This is a genomic window from Myxococcus faecalis (assembly GCF_050039385.1).
GTDB classification, from domain to species: domain Bacteria; phylum Myxococcota; class Myxococcia; order Myxococcales; family Myxococcaceae; genus Myxococcus; species Myxococcus fulvus.
In genome coordinates, this window is the sequence record NZ_CP144336.1 from 5,698,330 (window position 1) to 5,722,668 (window position 24,339).

Annotated in this window: 17 protein-coding genes; 10 read left to right on the plus strand and 7 right to left on the minus strand. The window is 73.1% G+C overall.

The genetic code is table 11. From position 1 onward, the window contains the following. The gene (locus VZQ01_RS22850; protein ID WP_426744492.1) at positions 1-1,470 is read right to left on the minus strand and encodes a di-heme oxidoreductase family protein; all 1,470 of its coding nucleotides are present in this window, start codon (positions 1,468-1,470) and stop codon (positions 1-3) included. Continuing rightward, on the minus strand, positions 1,467-3,221 hold the full coding sequence (locus VZQ01_RS22855; protein WP_426744493.1) for an RCC1 domain-containing protein: 1,755 nt from the start codon (positions 3,219-3,221) through the stop codon (positions 1,467-1,469). The genes VZQ01_RS22850 and VZQ01_RS22855 overlap by 4 nt, the downstream gene beginning before the upstream one ends. A 393-nt stretch (positions 3,222-3,614) precedes the next feature. Here VZQ01_RS22855 and VZQ01_RS22860 point away from each other — a divergent pair, with 393 nt between their 5' ends. The 10 genes from VZQ01_RS22860 (at position 3,615) to VZQ01_RS22905 (ending at position 16,039) form a co-directional block, all read left to right on the plus strand. Then, positions 3,615-3,992, plus strand: a complete 378-nt coding sequence (locus VZQ01_RS22860) for a response regulator (RefSeq protein ID WP_426744495.1) — start codon at positions 3,615-3,617, stop codon at positions 3,990-3,992. After that, a complete protein-coding gene (locus VZQ01_RS22865) occupies positions 3,989-6,034 on the plus strand; it encodes a chemotaxis protein CheA (RefSeq protein ID WP_426744497.1) in 2,046 nt (681 codons plus the stop codon). The genes VZQ01_RS22860 and VZQ01_RS22865 overlap by 4 nt, the downstream gene beginning before the upstream one ends. Then, positions 6,031-6,477 (plus strand): chemotaxis protein CheW, encoded by a 447-nt coding sequence (locus VZQ01_RS22870; RefSeq protein ID WP_141330659.1) that lies wholly within the window; start codon positions 6,031-6,033, stop codon positions 6,475-6,477. The genes VZQ01_RS22865 and VZQ01_RS22870 overlap by 4 nt, the downstream gene beginning before the upstream one ends. Then, positions 6,458-8,998 (plus strand): methyl-accepting chemotaxis protein, encoded by a 2,541-nt coding sequence (locus tag VZQ01_RS22875; protein WP_426744499.1) that lies wholly within the window; start codon positions 6,458-6,460, stop codon positions 8,996-8,998. The genes VZQ01_RS22870 and VZQ01_RS22875 overlap by 20 nt, the downstream gene beginning before the upstream one ends. Further along, positions 8,995-11,370 carry a HEAT repeat domain-containing protein gene (locus VZQ01_RS22880; protein ID WP_426744500.1) on the plus strand — a complete coding sequence of 792 codons (2,376 nt, stop codon included), beginning with the start codon at positions 8,995-8,997 and terminating at the stop codon, positions 11,368-11,370. The genes VZQ01_RS22875 and VZQ01_RS22880 overlap by 4 nt, the downstream gene beginning before the upstream one ends. A gap of 10 nt (positions 11,371-11,380) precedes the next feature. Next, complete coding sequence (locus VZQ01_RS22885; RefSeq protein ID WP_426744502.1) at positions 11,381-12,208, plus strand: CheR family methyltransferase; 828 nt, start codon at positions 11,381-11,383, stop codon at positions 12,206-12,208. Then, positions 12,205-13,245, plus strand: coding sequence for a chemotaxis-specific protein-glutamate methyltransferase CheB (cheB, locus tag VZQ01_RS22890; RefSeq protein WP_426744504.1), 1,041 nt, complete (start codon positions 12,205-12,207; stop codon positions 13,243-13,245). Before VZQ01_RS22885 ends, cheB begins: the two co-directional genes overlap by 4 nt. Before the next feature lie 128 nt (positions 13,246-13,373). Continuing rightward, positions 13,374-14,339 (plus strand): fatty acid desaturase family protein, encoded by a 966-nt coding sequence (locus VZQ01_RS22895; protein ID WP_426744506.1) that lies wholly within the window; start codon positions 13,374-13,376, stop codon positions 14,337-14,339. A gap of 160 nt (positions 14,340-14,499) precedes the next feature. Further along, a complete protein-coding gene (locus tag VZQ01_RS22900; protein ID WP_223751902.1) occupies positions 14,500-15,621 on the plus strand; it encodes a PilZ domain-containing protein in 1,122 nt (373 codons plus the stop codon). Between the two features lie 25 nt (positions 15,622-15,646). Continuing rightward, positions 15,647-16,039, plus strand: coding sequence for a response regulator (locus VZQ01_RS22905; protein ID WP_141330647.1), 393 nt, complete (start codon positions 15,647-15,649; stop codon positions 16,037-16,039). Here the strand turns inward: VZQ01_RS22905 and VZQ01_RS22910 are convergent. The 5 genes from VZQ01_RS22910 to VZQ01_RS22930 form a co-directional block, all read right to left on the minus strand. Next, entirely contained in the window at positions 16,003-17,523 is a 1,521-nt protein-coding gene (locus tag VZQ01_RS22910) for a PAS domain-containing sensor histidine kinase (protein ID WP_267699061.1), read from the minus strand. The genes VZQ01_RS22905 and VZQ01_RS22910 overlap by 37 nt on opposite strands. A 557-nt stretch (positions 17,524-18,080) precedes the next feature. Next, entirely contained in the window at positions 18,081-19,037 is a 957-nt protein-coding gene (locus tag VZQ01_RS22915; protein ID WP_426735112.1) for a hypothetical protein, read from the minus strand. Positions 19,038-19,205: 168 nt separating this feature from the next. Next, a complete protein-coding gene (locus VZQ01_RS22920) occupies positions 19,206-20,990 on the minus strand; it encodes a monovalent cation:proton antiporter-2 (CPA2) family protein (protein ID WP_426744509.1) in 1,785 nt (594 codons plus the stop codon). Between the two features lie 111 nt (positions 20,991-21,101). Next, positions 21,102-22,586: a potassium/proton antiporter gene (locus VZQ01_RS22925; RefSeq protein ID WP_223751899.1), complete on the minus strand. Its 1,485-nt coding sequence runs from the start codon at positions 22,584-22,586 to the stop codon at positions 21,102-21,104. A 35-nt stretch (positions 22,587-22,621) separates the two neighbouring features. Next, positions 22,622-24,322 carry an ATP-binding protein gene (locus VZQ01_RS22930; RefSeq protein ID WP_426744511.1) on the minus strand — a complete coding sequence of 567 codons (1,701 nt, stop codon included), beginning with the start codon at positions 24,320-24,322 and terminating at the stop codon, positions 22,622-22,624. Positions 24,323-24,339: the final 17 nt, after the last annotated feature.

Here is a 24,339-nt window from a genome sequence, read left to right on the forward strand (position 1 = left end):
TCAGAGCGAGTCGAGGAAGGCCACCAGCGCCTCGCGCTCCCCGCGCGACAGCGCCTTCACCTGCTCGCGCGAGGACTCGGCCTCGCCCCCGTGCCACAGCACGGCCTCCAGCGGCGTGCGCGCCCGTCCGTCATGCAGGAGGCGCGAGTGTCCGCTCACCGTCCGCGTCAGGCCCAGGCCCCACAAGGGCGGAGTGCGCCACTCGCGGCCGCTGGCGAGGAAGTCCGGACGTCCGTCCGCGAGCCCCTCTCCCAGGTCATGCAGCAAGAGGTCCGAGTACGGCCAGATGAGCTGCCCGGACAGCTCCGGGTAGCCCTCCAGCGTGCCGGTGGTGACCGACGGCTTGTGGCACCTGGCGCAGCCCACGCGGTGGAACACGGCCTTGCCCTGGAGCACCCGGGCGTCGTCGACGCCCGCGCGCGTGGGGAGCGCCACCGTGTGCGAGTAGAAGTCGAGCGCCATCAGCTGCCGGTCCGTCACCTCGGGCTCACCGCCGTGGGGCGCCGCGAGGCACACGGCCTGCGCCTGGGTGCACGTGTCCTTTGGAAACAGCGTGGTGGTGAGGCCGAGGTCGCCCAGCAGCGCGGACGCGTTCTGGTGCTCGATGTCCGGCTGGTTGGCCTTCCACCCGAAGCGGCCCAGCGCCACCCGGTTCGTGCGCCCGTTCCACACGCGGTTGACCCGGCCGGACACGCCGTCGCCGTCCGCGTCGTCCGGGTCCGCCCACGCCAGCAGCGTCTCGTTGGGGATGGCCGCCAGCAGGCCCAGGCCCACCATGTTCTGGGCCACGCGCGCGGACATCATCGTGTCCGCCGACAGGGGCCCGTGGGCCAGGTCCGTCAGCACCAGCGTGGGGGACTGGAGCGTGTAGGGCTCCCCGTCCGCGAAGGTGCCGGAGACTTCGGTCCACTCCACCCGCGCCTGTCCCTCCGCGGGCACGCCGGGGATGCCCCGGGGCTGGAGCTGGTCTCCATAGGTGGGCTCGGGCACGGGCTCGCCGTGGGGGCCGGTGCCCGGGATGGACAGGCGCACGAGCAGCGTGTCCGCCACCTCGTCGCCCTCGGGCGGACGGCCGCGGCCGTTGCCCAGGTGGCAGGCGAGGCACGAGACGGAGTGGAACAGCGGGCCCAGCCCGTCCCGGTCCTGCTGCGAGGTGCTGGGCGCGCGCACCCAGTCCGCCTCGAAGACGGACTCGCCCACGAAGAACTCCGCGCGCCGGGCCAGGCCGAGGTTGGCCGCCGGCTGGGTGAAGGCGCCCGCGCCCGTCACCGTCACGCTGGTGGCTCCACCGGGGCGGTCCTCGCCCGCTTCCACCACGTCGAAGCGGGGCGGAGGGGGCGGCTCGGGAGGAGGCGGCTCCGGGGGCGGCTCACCCGGAGGCGTGATGGAGGGCGGGGCCCCGGAGTCGCCGCACGCGGCGGCGGCCCCGAGGAGCGCCAACAACAGACCCAGACCGACGGCGTGCTTCACGGCAGGGGGACCGGGATGGGGTCGGTGTAGGACCAGCGGTCGATGACGCCGTCCGGGCCGAGCGAGCCGTTGAGGTTCCAGCCCCAGGCGAACACGGAGCCGTCCTCGCGCACGGCGATGACGTGGGTTGCGCCCATGCCCATGGCCGTCAGCGGCGTCAGCGTCCCGGAGGAGGCGCGCGCCTCCAACTCGTTCGTCTCCTTGATGCCGATGCCCAGCTGGCCGTTCCAGTTCGAGCCCCAGCCTAGCAGCGAGCCGTCCGCGCGGCGCGCGAAGCTGTAGTTGCCGTTGGCGAACACGGCCGTCGCGTCGGTGACGCCCTTCACCTTCACCGGGGTGGCGCTCTCGCCGCCCGCGCTGAGCGCACCCGTGCCCAGCTGGCCGGTGGCGTCCAGACCCCACGCGGACACGGTGCCGTCCTTGTGCACCGCGAGGATGTGGTCGCGGCCGTTGGCGATATCCACCACGTCGGTGATTCCGGGAACCTGGTGGGGAAGCGGGTGGCTGTCGCCGTCCACGACGCCCGTGCCCAGGTTGCCGTAGTCGTTGCGGCCCCACACCCAGACGGTGCCGTCGGCCTTGAGCGCCACCGAGTGCATGGAGCCGCCCAGCACCTTCACCACGTTCGTCAGGCCCTGCACCGGCATCGGGTAGCCGCGCGCCACGGTGGTGCCGTCGCCCAGCTGGCCGTTGGCGTTGTTGCCGAAGCTCTGCACCGTGCCGTCCTCCATCAAGATGAGCGCGTGGCGGAAGCCGTTCGCCACCGACACCGCGCCCGTCAGGTGGGGAATCCTCGTCGCCACGTAGCGCGGGGTGACGTCGGGGGTGCCCGGTGTCTCGCCCGAGGGCGGGGTGGACAGGCCCAGCTGGCTGTCGTTGTTCTCGCCCCAGGACCACACGCTGCCGTCGGCCGTCAGCGCCATGGCGAAGTTCTGGTTGAAGGCGATGGCCGTCGCGTTCTCCAGGCCCGGCACCGGCTGGGGCTGGGTCTGGTCCGTGCGCACGTCGTCCCCCAGGCCCAGCTGGCCCCGGTTGTTGCGGCCCCACGTGTACACGCGGCCGTTCTTGAGCGTGCCGCTGTGCAGGCCGCCGGCCGAGGCAAGCTGGCCGAAGTGGAACGACACCGCCTGCTCGGCCTCATTGCCCGCCGCGTCCCGGGCGTGCAGCACCACGGTGTTGCGGCCGGCGCGCGGCGTCACCTCGAAGGACACCGGCTCGCCCGCGGTGGCCGGCAGCGTGAGCGCCTGCTCGGTGCCGTCGTTGAGCGTGTACGCAAGCTGGGTCACCGCCACGTTGTCCGTGGCCGTGAACTCCACGTGCATCCGCCGCACCGTGGTGGCCACGCCCTCGCGGGGCGAGCGGACCTGGACCACCGGCGCCTCGTCGAAGCGCAGCACCAGCGTGCGCTCCGTGCGCGCGCCCGTCTGGTCCACCGCCGCCAGGGTGATGTCGTTGTCACCCTCCACCAGGGTCAGCTCCAGCGTGAAGCTCGCGCTCGTGGGCGTGCTCGTCTGGAACTCCACCGCGCGCGGCTCGCCGCCATTGAGCCGCGCCGTGAGCTCCGCGAGCCTGCCCGGCGCGCTCACCGAGCCTTGCAGCTTCACCTGCGCGCTCTCGGCGCTGGCGCCGGAGACGTGTGAGTGCAGCTGGACGTACGGCGCCACGGGCACGCCGGGCGTGGTCTCCACATCCGACCCACACGCCGCCAGCCACACGGCTGCCAGCGCGAGGACACAGGCTCGGGACTTCATCAGGACTCCTGGTTTGTTGGGTTTTGTTGAGATTGATTTGCAGAGTCAGAAAGAGCCCGGGCTCATACCCCCCGCACCTCGGGGCACGCAAGCGGCCGGCGGCTCAATTTGGCGTTTGCTCCCGGGGATTTCCCGAGGGAGAAGCACCTGCCGGAAAGCCGGTGAAGTGCTTCAGCTTCCACGGAGTGGGGCTGAAGTCGGGCTACGCGGGGCTTTGGGGGCAGGGTGCCCATCCACACGGGAAGCGTGGGGGCTTCCGAGGGCTCGCACTGCGGGTGCCTGTCCCAACGTACGATTGTCGGCCACTGGAAGGTGGCGGACGGGGGGGCCTCGCCGTTCTCTTTCCCGCCCGGGAAATCGCTCTAGGGTCGCGGCTCGTCTTCAGGGGAATCCATGGCAGAGGTGCTCGTCGTCGATGACAGCAAGGTGATGCGGGACATGGTGGTGGCCTGTCTGAGGCCCTACCCGGGGCTGAACTTCACCCATGCCTCGAGCGGGCTGGAGGCCATCGAGCGGTTGTCGCTGAGCCCGTACGACCTGCTGGTGCTGGACCTGAACATGCCGGACATCGGTGGCATCGAGGTGGTGGAGTTCGTGCGGGGGCAGGACAAGCTGTGCACGCTGCCCATCATCATCGTGACCACGCGGGGGGACGAGGCGTCGCGCGCGCGGGCGCTGGAGGCGGGCGCCAACCGCTTCATGACCAAGCCCTTCACCCCCGACGCCATCCTCGCGGAGGCGCGGGGGCTGCTGGAAGAGACGCGGGCTTGACCGCTTCCGTGGACCTCGCGGACTTCCTCCCCGCCTATCTGGCGGAGGTGGAGGAGCTGCTCGACTCGGCGCACCGCCACCTGCTCGCGGTGGAGGCCAGCGCGCGTCGGGGCGCGGCCCACCCCAAGGCCGTGCGGGAGCTGTTCCGGGCGCTGCACACCATCAAGGGCCTGTCCGCCATGGTGGACGTGGAGCCCATCGTCTCCATCTCTCACTGGATGGAGACGTCCTTGCGTCAGGCGGACCAGGCCGGCGGCCGGCTCCCGGAGTCCAGCGTGGAGCCGCTGATGGAGGGCCTACGCGCGGTGGAGCAGCGCATGCGCCAGCTCGCCTCCGGCAAGCCCGCGGCCCCGGTGCCCTCGGGGCTCCTGGAGCGGCTGGAGGCGCTGGAGGCCTCCGAGACGGCGCCGGCGGCCTCGCGGCCCGTCGCGGTGGTGCTCGACGAGACGCTGGCGCTCGGCGCCAAGCTGACGCCCACCGAGCGCGAGCAGCTCACCGCCACCGCGGGCGGCCGCCGCCCCGTGCGGGTGGACTTCATCCCCGGCGCCGAGCGCGCCGCCAAGGGCGTCACCATCAACAGCGTGCGCGAGCGGCTGGCGGCGCTGGGCGAGCTGGTGAAGGTCGTCCCGCTGTCGGGGCCCGTGCCCGGGGGCGGCTCGCTCACCTTCGTGCTGCTGCTCAGCACCGAGGCCGCGGACGGCGTGTTGATGGACGCCGCCGGGGGCGAGCCCGCCCTGGTGCGCCCGCTGGCCGTCGAGCAGGCCCTGTCGCCCGTGCCCGTGGTGAGCACGCCCGCGCGGCTGGACGGGGAACTGGACGAGGAGCCGGAGGAGCTGCGGCGCGGGGGCGGCACCCTGCGGGTGGAGGTGTCCCGGCTGGACGAGGCGCTGGAGCGGCTGGCGGCGCTCGTCGTCAACCGCTCGCGGCTGCAGCGCGCGGTGGCGGACCTGACGGCGGCGGGCGCGCCCACGCGGGAGCTGCGCGCCATCCTCCAGGAGAACGCGCGCCAGCTGCGCGACATGCGCGCGGCGATCCTCCGGCTGCGCATGGTGCGCGTGGGGGACGTGCTGGAGCGGCTGCCCCTCCTGGTGCGCGGGCTGCGCCGGGCCACGGGCAAGGCGGTGCGGCTGGAGCTGGACGTGGGCGACGCGGAGCTGGACAAGGCGGTGGCGGACCGGCTGATGCCCGCGCTGGTGCACCTGGTGCGCAACGCGGTGGACCATGCCCTGGAGTCGCCCGAGGAGCGCCGCATGCTGGGCAAGGCCCCGGAGGGGCTGGTGCGCCTGGCATGTCACGCCCAGGCCAACGGCTTCGTGGAGTTGCTCGTGCGCGACGACGGGCGCGGCGTGGACGGGGCGGCGGTGGCGAAGCGCGCGGGCGCGCCGGCCCCGCGCACGGACGATGATGTGCTGGAGCTCTTGTGCCGGCCGGGCTTCTCCACGCGGGAGTCGGTCACCTCCACCAGCGGGCGCGGGATGGGCATGGACATCGTCCGGCGCATCGTCGTGGACCAGCTGGGCGGGGAGCTGCGCATGGAGACGCGGCCCGGCGTGGGCACCACGTTCCGGCTGCGCGTGCCGCTGACGATTACCCTGCTGGACGCCATCGTCTTCGAGTGCGCCGGCGCGCGCTACGCGGTGGCGGTGTCGTGCGTGGAGGAGCTCTTCGAGGTGGACGCCTCCCGCGTGGTGCGTCCCCCGGGGGGCCGGGGCGTGGCCCTGGTGGAGCGGCGGGGACAGGCGGTGCCGCTCGTGTGGCTCGAGCGCCTGCTGGGGAAGGGGACGGCCAGCGCGGCCGACACCGTGCCCGCGCGGGCGCTGCTGGTGCGCCAGCGCGGGGAGCTGGTGGCCTTCGGCGTGGGGCGGCTGCTCGGGCAGCAGGAGATCGTCCTGCGCCCGCTGGAGGACCCGTTGGTGAAGGTGCCTGGCGTGGCGGGCGCCACGGACCTGGGCGATGGACAGCCCACGCTGGTGCTGGACCTGCCCACGCTGGGCGCGTCGCGCCGGCAGGGGGGCGGGGGACGAGAGGAGCGCGCGACATGAGCGTGCTGCATGTGGTGTTCAAGGTGGATGGCGCCGAGTACGTGCTGCCGGCGTCGAACGTCCTCCAGATGGAGTCCTTCAACGGCGCCACGCCCGTGCCGGGCGCGCCCGCGCACGTCGCGGGGCTGGTGCAGGTGCGCGGCCGGGTCATCCCGGTGGTGGACGCGCGGCGCCGCTTCGGCCTGCCGGCGGTGGAGCGCACGCTCGACTCGCGGGTGGTGGTGGGGCAGCTGGGCGCGCGCGTGGTGGGGCTGCTCGTCGACAGCGCGCGCGAGGTGCTGAAGCTGGACCCGGGCCAGTTCAAGCCGCCGCCGCCGCTGGTCACCGAGGGCGCGCAGGGTTTCGTGAAGGCCGTGGCGCAGGTGGGTCCGCGGCTGGTGATGCTCATCGATTTCCCCCGAGTCATCGGGGAGGAGACGCCGGATGGCGACGCAGGACACTGACGCCCCCAAGGGGCAGGACGACGCGCGCGGGCTGGCCGAGCGCCTGACCCGGAGCCTCCGTGAGAGCACCACGCTGCTCCAGGAGCTGGAGGCCATGGCCACGCGCGTGGCCGGCAGTGGCAACGAGCAGGCCGCCGGCACCGAGCAGGTGCGCGCCGCCATCGAATCGGTGGCGACGCACGTGGAGCAGACGGGGCTGGCGGTGCAGTCGCTGGTGCGCACGCAGCGCACGGTGAGCGACTCCTCGCGCCAGCTGCAGCAGGAGTCGGAGGCGACGGCGGGCTCGGTGGAGGAGGTGAGCGCGTCGGTGTCCAACGTGCGCAAGGACGCCGCCCACCTGGCGGCGGAGGCGGACACCACCGCGGCCACGCTGGAGGAGGTGTCCCGCTCGGTGAAGGGCGTCAGCTCCAACGCGGAGGACCTGGCCGCCTCCAGCGAGGAGCTGCTCGCGTCCATGACGGAGATGAACGCCACCGTCGCGGACCTGGTGACGCGCAACCAGTCCGGCGCGGCCTCCGCGGAGCAGGTGGGCGCCACCATCGAGGAGATGGCCAAGGGCATCGCCCGGCTGGCCTCGGACGCGCAGGGCGTGGGTGAACGCGCCACGCAGGTCGCCCACGCGGTGGGCCTCTTGGGCCGCTCGCTGGGGGACGTGGCGCGCGACTCCACCTCCATGGCCTCCAGCGTGGAGGAGGTGGCCGCCACCGCGGAGGAGCTGGCGCGCAGCGTGCGCGGCGTGGCGGAGAGCGCGCGCGTGCTGGAGACGCACGCGGCCTCCAACGCCTCCACCATGGAGGAGGTGGCCGCCAGCGTGGAGGAGGTCGCCGCCACCGCGGAGAAGAACGCCGCCGTGGTGGACGCCAACGCCTCCACCATTGAACAGCTCGCGCGCTCGGCGCAGGCGGTGGCCAAGGCCGCTGAGTCCATCAACGGCCAGGCCGCCTCCGGCGCCTCGGCCTCCACTCAGCTGGAGACCTCCACGCGCCGCGTGGCGCAGATGACGGAGGAGGCCCGCGCCACCGCGGACCGGGTGGGCACCATCGCCCGCGAGGGCGGCGCCACGGTGGGGCGCTCCATGGCGGGCTTCGGCCGCATCCGTCAGTCCATCGTCGAGTCGTCGGGCGTGATGAAGGAGATGGCCAAGCGCGCCGAGGAGATTGGCGACATCGTCCAGACCATCAACCTCATCGCCGACCGCACCAACCTCCTGTCCCTCAATGCGAGCATCGAGGCGGCGCGCGCCGGGGAGCACGGCCGGGGCTTCGCGGTGGTGGCGGAGGAGATTCGCGCGCTGGCGGACCGGGCGGCGGCGGCCAGCTCGGACGTGGCGAAAATCGTGCGCGGGCTCCAGACGACGGCGCGCGAGGCGGCGGCCGCCACGGGCGAGGGCATGCGCGCCGCGGACGAGGGCTCGGCGCTGGCCTCCGAGGCGGAGAAGGCGCTGACCACCATCCTCAAGGGCGTGGATGACCTGGGGCAGAACGTACGCGAGGTGAGCCGCGCCACCGGGGAGCAGGTGCAGGCGGCGCAGGCGCTGGCGCAGGGCAACGTGCGGATGAGCGAGCAGGGCCGCGTCATCGCCGCGTCCGCCGCGGAGCAGGCCCAGGCGGCGCAGTCCCTGTCGCAGGGCGGCTCGGAGATGCGGCGCATGGCCCGGCAGACGATGCAGGCCTCCGGGGAGCAGGCGCGCGCGCTGCGCGACGTGGTGCGCGCCAACGGGCAGCTCGCGGAGGTGTCCCAGAAGGTGGCGCGCGCGGTGCAGGAGCAGGCCGCGGCGTCGACGGACCTGTCCAAGGCCGCGGCGCAGATGCGCCAGCTGGTGCAGACCGTCAGCAACGTGGTGGGCACGCAGAGCAAGGAGGTCACGGGCGTGAGCGCGCTGGCGCAGGACATGGCCAGCACCACGCAGCGCACGCTGGCGGGCCTGGCCGAGCAGGCCAAGGCGGCGGCGGAGGTGACGCGGGCCATGGACGCCACGCGCAAGGAGGTGGCCCAGTCCGCGCGCGGCATGGCGGAGCAGGCGCGCGCGCTCAAGCAGGGCGAGGCGGCCAGCCGCCAGGTGGCGCAGCTGGCGGGCGCGGTGACGCGGGCCACCGACGAGCAGGCCCAGGCGCTCGTCGCGCTGGTGAAGGGCGCGGACGAGGTGCGCCGGGTGGCCAAGAGCACGGCGCGCGCGCTGGACGAGCAGTCGGAGGTGCTCGGTTCGCTGGCGGTGTCCGCGCAGCGGCAGGCCACCGGCATCGCCTCCGTGGCGCGCGCCAGCGCGGAGGCCACCCAGGTGACGGAGGGGCTGGCCCGGGGCGTGGAGGAGATGCGCACGCGGGCGCGGGAAATCACCGTCACCACCGCGCAGCAGGTCCGCGCCGTGGCGGGCAACGCGGCCGAGGTGCGCGAGGTGTCCAACCGCCTGGGGCAGCTGTCGCGACTGCAGGCGGAGCAATGGGAGAGCCTGTCCCGGATGGGGGGCGTGAAGCCCTCCGAACCGGCGGGCGTCGAGTCGACGAGGGAGCGGCAGGCATGACGGCGACGATGTCTTCGGCGGTGGGCGCCTCGCCCCTGTTCCTCTCCGCGGAGGACCGGGCGCAGGTGGACGCGGTGGAGCAGCTGGCGCGCGGCGGCGCGGACAGCCTGGCGCGGCTGGTGGCCGGGCTGGACACGCCGAGCTGGGCGGTGCGCCGCGCCGTCGTCGCGGCCCTGGCCCGGCTGGGCACCCAGGCGGTGCCGCCCCTGTGCGAGGTGCTCAGGAGCCGCCGCGACAGCGAGGCGCGGCTGGCCGCGGCGGTGGAGGCGCTGGTGGCCTCCACGGGCGCGGTGGAGGAGTCGCTCGAGGTGCTGGCGGACAGCCCCGTCGCCGCCATCGTCTGTGACGCGGCCCAGGTGCTGGGCCGCAGGCGCAGCCGGCGCTCGGTGCCGCTGCTCGCCCGGCTCACGGTGCATCCGGACGACAACGTCGCGGTGGCGGCGATTGAAGCGCTGGGCCGCATCGGCGGCGGCGCGGCGGTGGACGCGTTGCTGGCGGCCCTGGGCAGCGGCAACTTCTTCCGCATCTTCCCCGCCATCGACGTGCTGGGCCGCTGCGGCGACCCGACGGTGGTGCCCGCGCTGCTGGGCCTGCTCGCGGACCCCTTCTATTCGCTGGAGGCCGCCAGGGCGCTGGGCCGCACGGGCCAGGACGCGGCGGTGCCCGCGCTGGTGGGGCTCTTGCGCCGGGGCAACGACAGCCTGGTGCGCGTGGTGGCGGTGGCGCTGGTGGACATCCACGAGGCGCAGGTGCAGCGCTTCGGCGGCGCGCGCGCGGTGCAGGCGGCGCTGCGCTCCGGCGGGGATTTGTCCGTGCTGGGCCGCAAGCTGGCGCAGGCCATCAGCACCGCGGACTCCGCGGAGCGCGCCGCGCTGGCGCGGCTGCTCGGCTGGATTGGGGGCCAGGACGCGGCGGCGGGGCTCTTGCGCCTGCTCGACGCGCCGGACCCGACGGTGGCGCGCGCGGCGGCGGCGGCCCTGGCGGAGCTGGGCTCGGACGCGGACGAGCAGATCCTCCAGGCGCTGCGCGACGGGGACAGCGCCCGGCGCCGGGTGCTCCTGCCGCTGGTGGGGCGCCGCGTGGCGTCCGTGCCGGAGGTGCTGGTGTGCCTGGAGGACCGGGACGCGTCGGTGCGCGCCATGGCGGCGGACACGCTGTCGCGCATCGGCGACGCGTCCGCGGTGGGCGCGCTCTTCGAGCGCCTGGTGGACGACGACCCGCGCGTGGTGCAGGCGGCCACGGGCGCCATCCAGTCGCTGGGCAGCGACGACACGGAGGCGCTGGCGCTCCAGGCGGCGCGCTCCCCGGACGCGCGGCTGCGCCGGGCGGCGCTGCGCATCATCTCCTACTTCGGCTATCCGCGCGGGCTGGAGGTGCTGCTGTCGGCCATGCGCGACTCGGACGAGCGGCTGCGCGACGCGGCCATCTACGGCCTGCCCTTCATCGAGGACCCGCGCGCGGTGGACGCGCTGCTCACGGCGGCCACGCACGAGTCGGAGCGCACGCGCGCGGCGGCCATGCGCGCCCTGGGACAGACGCAGAAGGAGGCCCGCATCACCAGCATGCTGCTGGGGGGCCTCAATGATCGCGACCCGTGGGTGCGCTACTACGCGTGCCAGTCGCTGGGGAAGCTCAACGAGGAGGCCGCCGCGGACGCCATCGTCGCGCTGGCGGACGACGACGCGGGCCAGGTGCGCGTGGCCGTGGTGGACGCGCTGGCCCACATGCACACGGAGAGCGCCATGACGGCGCTGCGGCGCGCGGCGGCCAGCGCGGACGCGGACGTGCGGCGCGCGGCGCTCCTGGGCCTGGGCGTGGCGCGCCGGCAGGACGCGCTGCCGGTGCTCCTGGAGGCCGCCTCGTCCGAGGACGCGGCCACGCGCCTGGTCGCCCTGTCCGCGGTGGCCGAGTACGAGGCCCCGGAGACCCTGCCCGCGCTCCTGCGCGCCGCCAGCGACCGGGACGACAGCGTGCGCAGCGCGGCGGTGGGCTTCCTGGCCACGCGGCCGGGCATCCCCTCCACCCAGGCGCTGGTGTCGCTGCTGGGAGATTTGACGGTGCGCGAGCGGGTGGTGAGCGCGCTGGCCCTGCCCATGGAGGGACGGCTGCCGGGGCTGCTCGCCGCGCTGGACGCCGCGGACGAGGTGACGGCGCCGCTGCTGGTGGCGGCGCTGGCGCGCATGCGCCGGGCGGACGCGCGCGCGGGCCTGCTCCAGGCGCTGGAGACGGCCAGCCCCTCGGGGCGCCGCGCGGCGGTGCCCGCGGTGGGGGCGCTGGGCACGGTGGAGGCGCGCGACGCGCTGGAGCGCGCCTCGCTCCGGGACGAGGACGAGGAAGTGCGCCGCGCCTGTCTCGTGGCGCTGGGGCGGTGACAAGGACGCCATGCCCTCGTTGCCGATGTCGCCCCAGGTGTTCGCCATCCTCGCGTCGCTCATCGAGCAGCGCGCCGGGCTGCACTACTCGCCCGAGGACCGGGAGTTGATGGCGGACAAGGTGTCGGACCGCGCGCTGGAGGCGGGGTTCGACTCGCTGCTCGACTACTACTACTTCCTTCGCTACGACCCGGCGGGCGCCGAGGCGCTGGACGCGCTGGTGGACTCGCTGCTGGTCCACGAGACGTACTTCTTCCGCGAGGCCCAGCCCCTGCAGGTGCTGGTGGAGGACGTGCTGGTGCCCCTGGCGAAGCAGGGGCGCAAGCCGCGCGTCTGGTGCGCGGCGTGCTCCACCGGCGAGGAGCCCCTGACGCTGGCCATGATGCTGGCGGACCGCGGCGCGCTGGCCGGCGTGGAAATCGTCGCCAGCGACCTGAGCCCGCGGGTCCTGGAGCGCGCGCGCTCGGGGGACCACAACCTGCGCTCTCTGCGCGCGCTGCCTCCGGGCGTGGAGGGGCGCTGGCTGGAGCGCGGCGTGGAGGGGCGCGTGCGGGTGAAGCCGGAGCTGGTGGACAGGGTGCAGTGGATGCGCGTCAACCTGGTGGACGAGGCCGCGGTGGCGCGGCTGGGCGCCTTCGACGCCATCCTCTGCCGCAACGTGCTCATCTACTTCCAGGACGACACGGCGCGCCGGGTGGTGGAGTCGCTGGCGGGCGCGCTCAAGCCCCACGGCCAGCTGCTGGTGGGCACCTCCGAGTCGCTCATGCGCTTCGGCACCGCGCTCTGCTGCGAGGAGCGCCGGGGCGTCTTCTTCTACAACAAGGCGGACGCATCATGACCCCGGCCCCCATCCGCGTGCTGGTGGTTGACGACTCGGCCTTCGCGCGCAAGGTGCTCAAGCAGGTGCTGTCCAACGCGGCCGACCTCCAGGTGGTGGACACCGCCCGGGACGGCCTGGACGCGCTGGAGAAGGTGGCGGAGCTGTCGCCGGACGTGCTCACCCTGGACCTGGTGATGCCCAACCTGGACGGGCTGGGCGTGCTGCGCGCCCTGTCCTCCATGGAGCGCGCCCCCCGCGTCGTCGTGGTCAGCAGCGCGGGCGAGGAGAGCGAGCTGGCGGTGGCGGCCCTCCAGAACGGCGCGGTGGAGCTGGTGCACAAGCCCACCGCGCTGGCCACGGACCGGCTCTACGAGCTGGGCGCGGAGCTGGTGGAGAAGGTGCGCATCGCGGCCCGCGCCGCCCGGCGCCCCGTGTCCTCTCCCGTGGCCCCCTCGTCCTTCGCGTCCCCGGACGCGCTCCCGGCCGCCCGGCAGCTGGTGGTGGTGGGGACCTCCACCGGCGGCCCGCAGGCCCTGACGAAGCTGCTGTCGGAGCTGCCCGCGGACTTCCCCGCGCCCATGGCGCTCGCGCTGCACATCCCCCCCGGCTACACGGAGGCGGTGGCGCGGCGGCTGGACGCGCTGTGTCCGCTGGAGGTGCGCGAGGCGGAGGACGGCATGGAGCTGTTCCCCGGGCGCGTCGTGCTCGCCCGCGCCGGCCAGCACCTCAAGGTGGAGCGTCACGGCGCGCTCAGCCTGGTGCGCCTGGACCGTCACCCCCTGCGCATGCCCCACCACCCCTCCGTGGACGTGCTCTTCCAGAGCGCCGCCCGCGTCTGGGGCAAGGACACGGTGGGCGTGGTGCTCACCGGAATGGGAGACGACGGCCGCGACGGCGCGCGCGCCATCCGCGAGGCGGGCGGCGTGGTGCTCACCGAGTCGGAGAGCTCCTGCGTCGTCTACGGCATGCCCCGCGCCGTCGACGATGCGGGCCTGGCCACCGCGAGCGCGCCCCTGGGCGGCATGGTGGAGCTCCTGCGCTCGCACCTGCACTGAAATCCCTGGAAGCGAGGGTGGGGAGAGCGTCGCCCGCTCTCCTACACGGCGAGGGGGAGAGGGAGGCCCCGCTGGAGGGCGAGCGATAGATTTGGGCCTTCACTGTGGCGTAAGGCACACTGCGCGCCATGCTCCGTTACAGCGCCGACATCCGCACCCTCCTCTGGTGCCTGGCGATGCCCGTGGTGGCCCTCACGATGTTCTGGGACCCCGGGCTCATCCCCTACCTGTGCCCGCTGGCGTGCTACCTGGCGCTGTCGGCGGGTGTCATCGCCCACAACCACAATCACTGCCCCACCTTCCGCAACCGGAAGATGAACGAGGCGATGGGCATGTGGCTGTCGCTGTTCTACGGCTACCCGACCTTCGTGTGGATTCCGACGCACAACCTGAACCACCACAAGTTCGTGAACAAGGCGGGCGACGCCACCATCACCTGGCGCTACTCGAAGAAGCACAACTTCCTCGTCGCCTTCTTCTTCCCCTTCGTCTCCACCTACTGGCAGCAGGAGCCCACCAAGGCCTTCATCGACAAGGCCCGCGCGCGCAACCCCGCCCTGTTCCGCCAGATTGTCCTCCAGTACGTCGTCTGGGGCGGCACCCACGCGGCGCTCGTCGCGCTCGCCATCTCTCTGCACGGCATCGGTGGTGGCCTGCGCGTCTGGGCCTTCGCGTTCCTGATTCCGGCGGTCTTCTCGCTGTGGACCATCATGTTCTTCAACTACATCCAGCACGTCCACGCGGACCCCTGGAGCGAGCACGACCACAGCCGCAGCTTCACCGGCCGCCTCATCAACTTCTTCCTCTTCAACAACGGGCTGCACGCGGTGCACCACGAGACGCCGGGGTTGCACTGGAGCCTGTTGCCGGAGGCGCACGCGAAGATTGCCGCCTCCATCGACCCCCGGCTCAAGCCGGTGAGCTTCTTCGGCTGGTGCTTCCGCTCCTACGTGCTGGCGCCGCTGTTCCCCCGCTTCGGCACCACCCAGGTCGGCCGCGCGCCCTATGACCCGCCCCAGGGCGGCGCCGTGGACGTGTCCTTCGGCGACGAGCTGCAGGCGGTGGACTCCGGAGTGAACGTCGCCCGCGTCTGACGTCGCCCGCACCGAAAGGTCGGGCTGATTCTCTCTGTCCTGTATTCCTCACCTCTCCCTGGAATCCGACCAGGGGGAGTATTCACCGTGTGGCTGTTTCCCATATCTCGCCAACAACGCGAGTGGCGGGGCGGGGGGGAACCAGACACGGAGAATCCGCATGAGGATGGCCTCAGGCCCGGTCCGGCCCGTCATTGGCGAGACGCCCGGGGCGCCTCGTGTGCTGTGGGTGGGCGTGGTGGGCGAGGCGTGGCTGTGTCTGTCGCGCGCCGCCCGGGCGCTGGGGTGTGAGCCGGTGCAGGCGGCCGTCGCGGGTGGAGTGGCGGGTGAGCCCTCCTCGCGAGCCCGGCCCCGGCTGGTGCTGGTCCACTGGCGGCACGTGCGTGAGCGCGGCCCTGGAGGGCTGGGGGGGCTGAAGGCGCGCGTGGGCGCGTCCGGCGCGCCGCTGGTGCTGGTGGCCGAGCCGGAGACGCCCGCGGAGGTGCTGGAGGCGGCGGACGCCGAGGGCATCGAGGACTGCCTGGTGACGCCGGTGAGCGAGGCGGCCGTGCGCGCCCGGCTGTCCGCGCTGCTGGGCAAGAGCCCCGCAGCCCCCGCGAGCGAGCGCTACAGCCCGCGCGTGGTGCTGCTCGCGGGCGCGGGCGGCGCGCGCACGTGGACGGGGCTGGGCTCGCTGCTGGAGGCCTGTGGCCATCACCTGCTGTACAGCGCCACCGTGGAGGGCGCCGCCTCGCGCGTGGAGGAGCACGGCGCCCGGCCCCACCTGCTCGTCGTCGCGGGTGACGGCGCCTGGGGTGGGGTGTGGGCCCGCGCGAGCGCCACGGCGCGCGCGCTCCTGGACGGAGTGCCGACCTTGTCGGTGACGCCCGCGGAGTGCGCGCGGGCGGGGGCGCTCCTGCCGCGCGTGCACACGCTCCTGGGCCGCGACGGCGCGTCGCTCCGGGTGGAGGAGCGGGTGCCCTTCTGCTGTCCGGTGGAGTTCGCGGAGGGCGAGAGCAAGGCCGCTCCCTGGACGTCGGGCGTGTCCTTCGCGATGAGCCCCGCGGGCCTCTTCGTGCGCACGCTGGTGCCGGCGCGCCCCGGCGCGGCGGTGACGCTGCGGCTGCACCTGCCCACCACGGGTGAGCGGCTGGAGTCCCACGGCGTGGTGGCGTGGGCCAACCCCTGCGCGCAGCGCGAGAGCCTGTGCGCGCCCCACGGCATGGGGGTGCGCTTCCTGGGCATGGGCCCTCCGCGCCTGATGCACCTTCGTCAGCTCTGCCAGGCCACGTCCCCCGCGTGAGCCCTGGTCCCCTCGAGGAGACGTCATGCGGCGCAAGAAGGTCCTGCTCGTCGACGACTCGCACACGGTGTTGATGCTCCACCAGATGATGATGGTGGAGCGCGGCTACGAGACGCTCATCGCCCGCGACGGGCTGGAGGCGCTGGCGCGCGTGGAGGTGGAGGCGCCGGACCTCGTCGTGCTGGACATCCACATGCCGCACCTGGATGGCCTGCAGACCTGCCGCGCGCTGCGCGAGCGCGAGCCCACGCGCCACACGCCCATCATCCTGTGCAGCACGCGCATGGAGCCCGCGAGCGTGCAGGCGGGCTTCGACAGCGGCTGCACCGACTACCTCACCAAGCCCTTCGCGGGCTCGGAGCTGGCGGCGCTGCTCAACCGCTACCTGGGCTCGGAGCGCGGCACCCGCGGAGACTGAGCCTGGGGCCGGGCGGGCAGCGAGCGGCGCGGCAGCGTCACGGTGAAGGACGTGCCGTCCTCCTCGGTGGAGCTGACCTCGATGCCCCCGCCGTGCGCCTGGACGATCTCCCGCACGATGTAGAGCCCCAGCCCGTAGCTCATCTTCAGCGTGCGCGTCGTCTGCGGGCCGCTGCGGAAGGGCTCGAACAGGTGCGGCAGCAGGTGCGCGGGGATGGGCCGCCCGCCGTTGTGCACCTCCAGCACCACCTTGTTGCCGCGCGTGGCCCGGACCTCCAGCTTCACCGGCGTGTCCGAGGGGCCGAACTTCAGCGCGTTCTCCAGCAGGTTGCTGGCCACCTGCCCCAGCCGGTCCGGGTCCCACATGCCCTGCGTGTTGCCCTTGTGCTCCACCTCGATGACGCGCTCGGGGTAGGCCACGCGGAACTCGTGCGCCACGCGCAGCGCCAGGTCCTTCAAGTCCATGGGCCTGGGTTCAATCGCCACGCCGCCCATCAGCCGGGTGCGCGTGAAGTCGAGCAGCAGGCGCGTGAGCCGCTCGATTCGCACCGCCGCGGTGGCGATGCGCTGGCTGGTGCGCCGCGCGTCCTCGGCGGTGCCGGACTCGGCCATGACGCGCGACCAGTTCATGATGGCGCCCAGGGGGCTCCTGATGTCGTGGCTGACGATGCCCATCAGCTGCTCCTGGAACTCGGAGTGGCGGCGCGCCTCCTCCTCGGCCCACTTGCGCTGGGTGATGTCGCGGCTGATGCCGAACAGCCCCACCACCTTGCCGTCACCGTCGCGCAGCACGCCCTTGGTGCTCAGCCACACGCGCGGGCCCTCCACGCCCGGCTGCGCGTCCTCGTACGTGACGGTGCGGCCGAAGGCGAGCACCTCCCGGTCGTTGGCGGCGTTGACGCGGGCGACCTCGGGCGCGAACAGCTCGTGGTCCGTGCGGCCCACCATCTGCTCCACCTCGTAGCCCACCGCGCGCGCGCCCGAGGCGTTGATGAGCTGGTAGCGGCCCTCCAAATCCTTCGTGTAGACGGAGTCCGTCGTCCCCTCGTGGATGGCGCGGAACACCTCGCTGGCGCGGCGCAGCTCCTCCTTCGCGCGCTTCTCCCCGCTGATGTCCCGGCAGTGGACCAACAGCCCCCCGGGCACCACGCGCGCGCGCACGTCGAACGTCGAGTCCCGCTCCGGCCAGCCGTGCTCGAAGCGCGTGGCGGGCTGCTGGGTGGCGGGCTGCTCGAAGCGCAGGTGGCGGCGCAAATCCAGCAGCTGGGGGCACGCGCGGCGCACGTCGTCGCCGACCGTGGCGGAGCCCTCCAACAGCTCCGCCATGCGCGGGCTCAGGTAGGTGAAGCGCCAGCCGGCGTCGAGCGTGAAGAACGCATCCGGCAGTCCCTCCAGGAGCGCATGCAGCGGTACGCCGGCCGACGCCTCGGAGGGGAGGGCCGGGGCCGGGGATCGCGGGCGCTTCTTGGCGGGGGTGGAGGGCATGCGTCGTGGGTTTTCGCGGGAGGAGCTGGAGGTCGAGGAGCGGAGGCGGGGCCGTGTCAGGAGGGAGGACAGGCTGCCTCGGGATTCTCCGGGCTCCTCGTCGAGAAGGTGCTCCGCGCAAAGGGGCGGCATGGCGCGGCGGCCGTCCCCCGCGCACGGGGTGACGTCGTCAGCGCGTGGCATCCCCGCGCTTCCGCGTGGGCCGAGGCACGGAAGGGGGTGGGCTTGAGTGCTGCGGTGAGGCCGAAACGCATCCGGGCAGAACCATACTCCGCTCCGTGTCTGGCGCGAGCGGCCCCCGCTGCTCCTTCCTCGCTCGGTGCGCTCCAGGTCCCTGCCTGCCGTTCCGGACGGCCGGTTCTTGCAGCGTGACTGCAATTCGGCCGGCCGGATGCGCCCGGGGTGAATGCGGGTTCAGATAACCCGGGAAACGGGGTGGGTCTGGGATGTGGTGTTTTCGTCTGGAGTCCGGAATCCCAGGGAGGTGGGTCAGTCCAGGTCGGACGTGATGAGGGGCGCTGTCCGGGAGCACCCGGGATGGGCCGCGCGAGGCTGCCTCAGACGAACTGCTGCACGCCCTGCGGAGAGACCAGGTGCGCGGCCCGCTGCACCGGCGCTCCCAGCGCGTTGAAGCCGCCGGGGTGCTTCTGCACCGCGAAGTGCCAGTGGGATTGGGCGTCCCGCCACCCGGCGATGAAGGCGATGCCCGGGTTGGGGACGAGCGCGGGGTTGGCGCCGTAGCAGTACCGTTGATGCCCCACGGGCAGCGGGCCGTTGACCAGGGGGATGGGGGCGGCGGGAACGGGGGGCACGACGCCGAAGGCGGGCAGGGGATCCGGCCGCAGGGCCACCGAGCGCACGTGGGTGCCCGCGCCCATGCGCGTCGTGTAGAAGGCGCGCTCCGCGCTGAGTCGCTGCGCATCCACGTTGCCGCCCGCGAGCGGCGCCCCGCCCCAGGCCGCCGGTGCGTTGGCGCCAGGGTTCCAGGCGATGTGTGTCACCCAGACGTTGGCGGGCCCGTTGGCGCCCGCGGGCGTGGCGACGCAGAACGTGCAGCCGCTGAACATGGCCGTGAAGAAGAACCGGACGTTCGGGTCATTCAGATGGAGCTCGTTCGCTCCAGCGGTCGCCCAGGGCAACCAATAGGCCTGGTACTGACGGGTCATCCATCCCACCGGGTTCGCGACCCGGGCGAGCCCGACCTTCATCACCTGCAGCGCCGCGTAGTTGGCGGCCGGGTTGTCGAAGGCCAGACCGGCGGGCGCCGCGGCCCCCAGGGCCATGTCGAAGGTCTGCCCCGCGGGGATGTTGCCGGCGAAGGCGCCCGCGACGAAGTCGAACGTGAGCACCATGGGCTCCGGGCGCGCATAGACGTTGTTGCCAGCCCAGTTGCCTTGCCCCAGGTCCATCACGCAATGGCACGTGGGACAGGGCTGCGCCGGAAGCGTGACCAGGATGAACCGGTTCAAGAAGGCCATCGGGTCTGCGTTGAACCTCTTGTTGAGTCCGTGCATGCGGCCGTACCTCCGAAGGGGTGGAGGCGCGGGTCGTGCAATGCGTGAACCAGCCCTGCGTCGGAGGGTGTGGGGTGGGTGATGCGCCGCGTGGTGGCGCGCAGGCGCGTCCTCCGTGAACGCGCCTTCGTCCAGGCAAGACGCCGCGGCGTCGCCCCGTCCCCGGGCTCAGGCGGACTTCTTCTGCTCGGCGTCGTCCTCTTCGAAGAGGCGCTCCAGCTCCTTGCGGGCGCGGGCGGCGGCCTCCACCAGCTTCGCCTCGTCGCGGTGGAAGCGGGCCGTCTCGCGCAGGAGCTTCTCGTCGTGCTCTCGCAGGCGCTCCATGACGCGGTGGCTCTCGGAGAAGGTGAGCCCCATCGTCTGGAGGATGTCGCCGCCCAGCTCCATGCTGCCGGCGAACGTCTCCCGCATGACGTGCTCGATGCCCAGGTCCAGCAGCTGGTAGGCGTGCACGCGGTTGCGGGCGCGCGCGAAGATGACCAGGTGGGGGAAGTGCTCCTTCACCGTCTTCGCGGTGCGCAGGGACGCCTCCATGTCGTCGATGGCGAGCACGAAGACGCGGGCCTTGTCGGCGCGGGCGGCGCGCAGCAGGTCCAGCCGGGACGCGTCGCCGTAGAACACCTGGCTGCCGAAGCGCTTCATGAAGTCGATGTGCTCGGGGCTCGCGTCGATGGCGGTGAACCCGATGCGCTTGGCGCGCAGGAGCCGGCCCACCACCTGACCCACGCGGCCGAAGCCGGCGATGATGACGGGGTGGTCCTCCTGGGGCGCCACGTCGAACTCGCGCGTCTGGGCCTTCTTCTGGAAGCGGGGGCGGACGTAGCGCTCGTAGGCCGCGTAGAGCATGGGGGTGGTGGCCATGGACAGGCCCACGACGACGACGAGCAGGTCCGCCTCCTGGGCGCTCATGACGTGGAAGGACACGGCGAGCGCGAAGAGCACGAAGGCGAACTCACCGCCCTGGGAGATGACGACGCCCAGGCTGAGCGAGGGCTCGTTCTGCTTGAGGCTGAAGCGGCCCAGGCCGTAGAGCACGGCGCCCTTGAGGGCCACCAGCCCCAGGACGAGGGCGGTGACGAGCACGGGCTGCTCGACGATGAGGCGCAGGTTGACGCTCATGCCCACGGCGATGAAGAACAGGCCGAGCAGCAGGCCCTTGAAGGGCTCGATGTCGGCCTCCAGCTCGTGGCGGTACTCGGACTCGGACAGGAGCACGCCGGCGAGGAACGCGCCGAGCGCCATGGACAGGCCCACGGCATGGAGCAGGGCGGCGGTGCCCACGACGACGAGCAGCGCGGTGGCGGTGAACAGCTCCTGGCTGTGGAACGAGGCCACGGCGCGGAAGAGGGGGCGCAAGAGGAAGCGGCCCGCGAGCACCACGCCCGTGAGCACGGCCACGACCTTGAGGCCGGTGAGCCAGCCGGGCTCGGGTGACGCGGTGCTCGCGTGGCCCAGCAGGGGCAGCAGCGCGAGCAGCGGGATGACGGCCAGGTCCTGGAACAGGAGGATGCCGAAGGCGAGGCGTCCGTAGCCGGTGGTGAGCTGGTTGCGCTCGGCGAGCAGCTGGAGGGCGAAGGCGGTGGAGGAGAGCGACAGGCCGAAGCCCGCGATGATGGACGCCCCGGGGGACAGGCCGAACAGCCAGCAGACGCTCGCGAGCAGGGCGCCGGTGACGACGACCTGGGCGCCGCCGATGCCGAAGACGGAGTGGCGCAGGCTCCAGAGGCGGGAGGGTTGCAGCTCCAGGCCGATGACGAACAGCAGCAGCACCACGCCCAGCTCGGAGAAGTGGAGCACGTTCTGCACGTCGCCGATGAGCTTCGCGCCCGAGGGGCCGATGACGGCGCCCGCGACGAGGTAGCCCAGCACCGAGCCCAGGCCGAGCCGCTTGAACAGCGGGACGGACACCACCGCGGCCGCCAGGAACACCAGCGCCTGATGCAGGAAGGACATGAACCCGCTTCCTGTCACGGACGCCTGGGACGAGCAATCACAGCCACGGCGGCACGCCGATGATTCGACGGCAAAGCATCGGCGCTCCGGCCGGGCCCAGCGCACGCGCGCCTACTCGTCCTCCTGCTGCCCGAAGAGCAGGCGCAACAGCGGCAGGTCCTCCGCGTGGCCGAAGACATACACGTGGTCACCGGGCTGGAACACGGTGTCGCCCTTGGGCGCGAGCAGCTCCTGCCCACGCACCAGCAGCATCGCCGCCGAGCCCGGCGGGAAGGGCAGGTCCGCCAGCCGCTCGCCCGCCACCGCCGACGCCTTGTCGATGTAGAACGAGCTCAGCTCCCCCTTGAGCAGCTGCGTGGACGCAATCTCCAGCACCGCCTGGGGCGGCTCGGGCACGTTGGCCGCCAGGCCCAGCTTCTTCGTCACCCACGGCACCGTCGCCCCGGGGATGAGCCCGTTCACCACCACGATGAAGAACACGATGTTGAAGATGTCCCGCGAGCCCGGCGCGTTCGCCAGCACCGGGAACGTCGCCAGGATGATGGGCACCGCGCCCCTCAACCCCACCCAGCCCGTGTAGACCATCTCCCCGAAGGGGAAGCGGAACGGCAGCAGGCACAGGAACACCGCCAGCGGCCGCGCCAGGAACGCGAGCACCAGGCCCAACCCCAGCCCCTCCCACGCCACCTCCACCAGGTTGCGCGGATACACCAGCAACCCGAGCACCAGGAACATCAATACCTGCGACAGCCACGCCAGCGCGTCGTGCACGCGCAGCAGGCCCGTGCGGTAGCGGATGCTCTCGTTGCCCAGCGCGATGCCCACCACGTACACCGCCAGAAAGCCGCTGCCGTGCAGCAGCGTGGGCAGGCCGAAGGACAGCAGCGCCAGCGCCAGCGTCATCACCGGGTACAGCCCCGCCACGCGCAGCCGCAGGCGCTTGAGCAGGAGCCTCGCGCCCATGCCCATCGCGAGCCCCAGCCCCGCGCCCACCACCATCTGCACCACCGCCTCCACCGCCAGGTCCCACCCCGGCGGCTTGCCGCTCGCCAGCGTGTGCGTCAGGCCCGTGGTGAGGATGACGGCCATCGGGTCGTTCAACCCCGACTCCAATTCCAGCGTCGTGCCCACCCGCCGCTTCAGGTGCAGCCCGCTGCCGCGCAGCACGGAGAACACCGCCGCCGCGTCCGTGGACGACACGATGGCGCCGAGCAGCAGGGACTGCGTCCACCCGAAGCCGAAGATGAAGTGCGCCGCCGCGCCCATCAGCGCCGCGGTCGCCACCACGCCCACCGTCGCCAGCACCGCCGCCGGCTTCAGCGCGGAGTGGATGGCGGCCAGGGGCGTGTTGAGCCCGCCGTCGAACAGGATGAGCACCAGCGCCACCGTGCCCAGCCGGAACGCGAAGCCGTAGTTGTCGAAGGCGATGCCGCCCGGGCCGTCCGAGCCCGCCGCCATGCCCACGCCCAGGAACAAGAGCGCCACGGGGATGCCGAAGCGGCCGGACGCCCGGCTGAACAACACGCTGAGCGCCAGCAGCGCGCCGCAGACGGCGAGCAGGAACGCGGTGGGGAGCGGCTCCGTGGTGATGGGCATGACCGGGCGAGGACTCTAGCCGTCCTCGCCCCGTCTCAGGCGTCCAGTCGCGCGCGGGACGCGCTGGAGTGCGGCGCGGTGGACACGCCCGTCAGCGGCAGCGTGAAGGAGAAGGTGCTGCCCTCGCCCTTCGTGCTGCGCGCGTGGATGTGGCCGCCGTGCGCCTCCACCAGCCCCTTGGCGATGGCCAGCCCCAGCCCCGTGCCCCGGCTGGCCGCGTCGCGCGCCTGCCAGTACCGGTCGAAGATGTGCGGCAGCGCCTCCGGGTCGATGCCCGAGCCCGTGTCGCGCACGTGGATGCACACCTCGCCGTTGCGCACGGACACCCCCGCCTCCAGGTCTCCCCCCGGCGGGGTGAACTTCACCGCGTTGCCCAGCAGGTTGCCCAGCACCTGGAGCACCCGCGTGCGGTCGCACTTCGCGCGCACGTCGTCCTCGGTGGAGCGCGTGTGCAGGTGCAGCCCCTTGGCCTCGGCCAGCGGCCGGATGGCGTCCATCGCCTCCGTCACGAGCGCCGTCATGGAATGCTCGCCCAGCTCCAGCGGCAGCCCCCCCGCCTCCAGCCGTCCCCAGTCCAGCAGGTCCGAGATGAGGCGCGACATCCGGTCCGTCGCGTCCTGGATGCGCGTGGCCTGCTTGGCCACCATCTCCCCGCCCGGCCGCGCGCCCGGCCCGCGCAAGAGCAGCGCCGAGCCCAGCTGCACCACGCCCAGCGGGTTCTTCAGGTCGTGCGACACCACCGCGAGCAGGTCCTCACGCGCCCGGGCCGCGCGGCGCGACTCGCCCACCAGCCGCGCGTTGTCGATGGCCAGGCTCGCGCGAAGGCACAGGTCCTCCGCCAGCGCCAGGTCATCCGGCCCGTACCGCCGGCCCGAGCCCGAGGCCACGAACGTCACCGCGCCCAGCGTGTTCCCGCGCGCGCGCAGCGGGATGATCATGTACGAGCGCGCCTGCAGCGTGCGCAGGAGCGCCGGGTGCGCGGGCTCGGCCGCCGCCGCGCGCAGCAGCGAGTCCGTCACCGCCGGCACCAGCTCCGGCTCCCCGGTGCGCAAGACGCGCAAGAGCCCCACGGGCGCGTCGTCGCGCCGCTCCATGCGCTGGGGCAGCGCCGCCGCGCGCTCCTGCTGCGTCGGGTCCAGGCACGCCACCGCGACCCGCGACACCCAGTTGCCCTGCTCCAGCGCGTCCACCAGACACCAGTCCGCCAGGTCCGGCACCGCCAGGTGCGCCAGCAGCGTGTACATGCCGTGCGGGTCGGGCGGATGGGTGAACAGCGTCGTCATCGCCTGGTAGAGGAACGAGCGTCGACGCTCGGCCTGCTCCACCTCCGCGCGCGCCAGCTGCTCCAGCTCCAGCGCGCGCGAGTACACCGCCTCCGCCTCCGTCAGCGGCCGCGCCGTCACCAGCACCAGGCCCTGCTCGCTGTCGGACGCGGGCAGCGGGGTGAGCACCAGCGCGTGCCGCCGCAGGCCCGAATCCATGGGCCAGGGCAGCTCCACCGTGACGCTGTCCCCCAGCGACGAGGCCCGCGCTCGCGCGGACTCCAGCCTCGCGGCGTCCTCGACCGGCAGGCCCAGCTCACTCCAGCTCCGGCCCACCAGCCCCTCGGGCCCCTGCCCGAAGGCCCGTGCGCCCGAGGCGCTCGTCGCCATGAGTCGCCCCACCGCGTCCAGGACGTAGGCGGGGTCGGGGAGCGCCATGAAGGCGGACAGGAAGGAAGGCAGGGATGTGCTCATTGGAACGGGGGGATGGG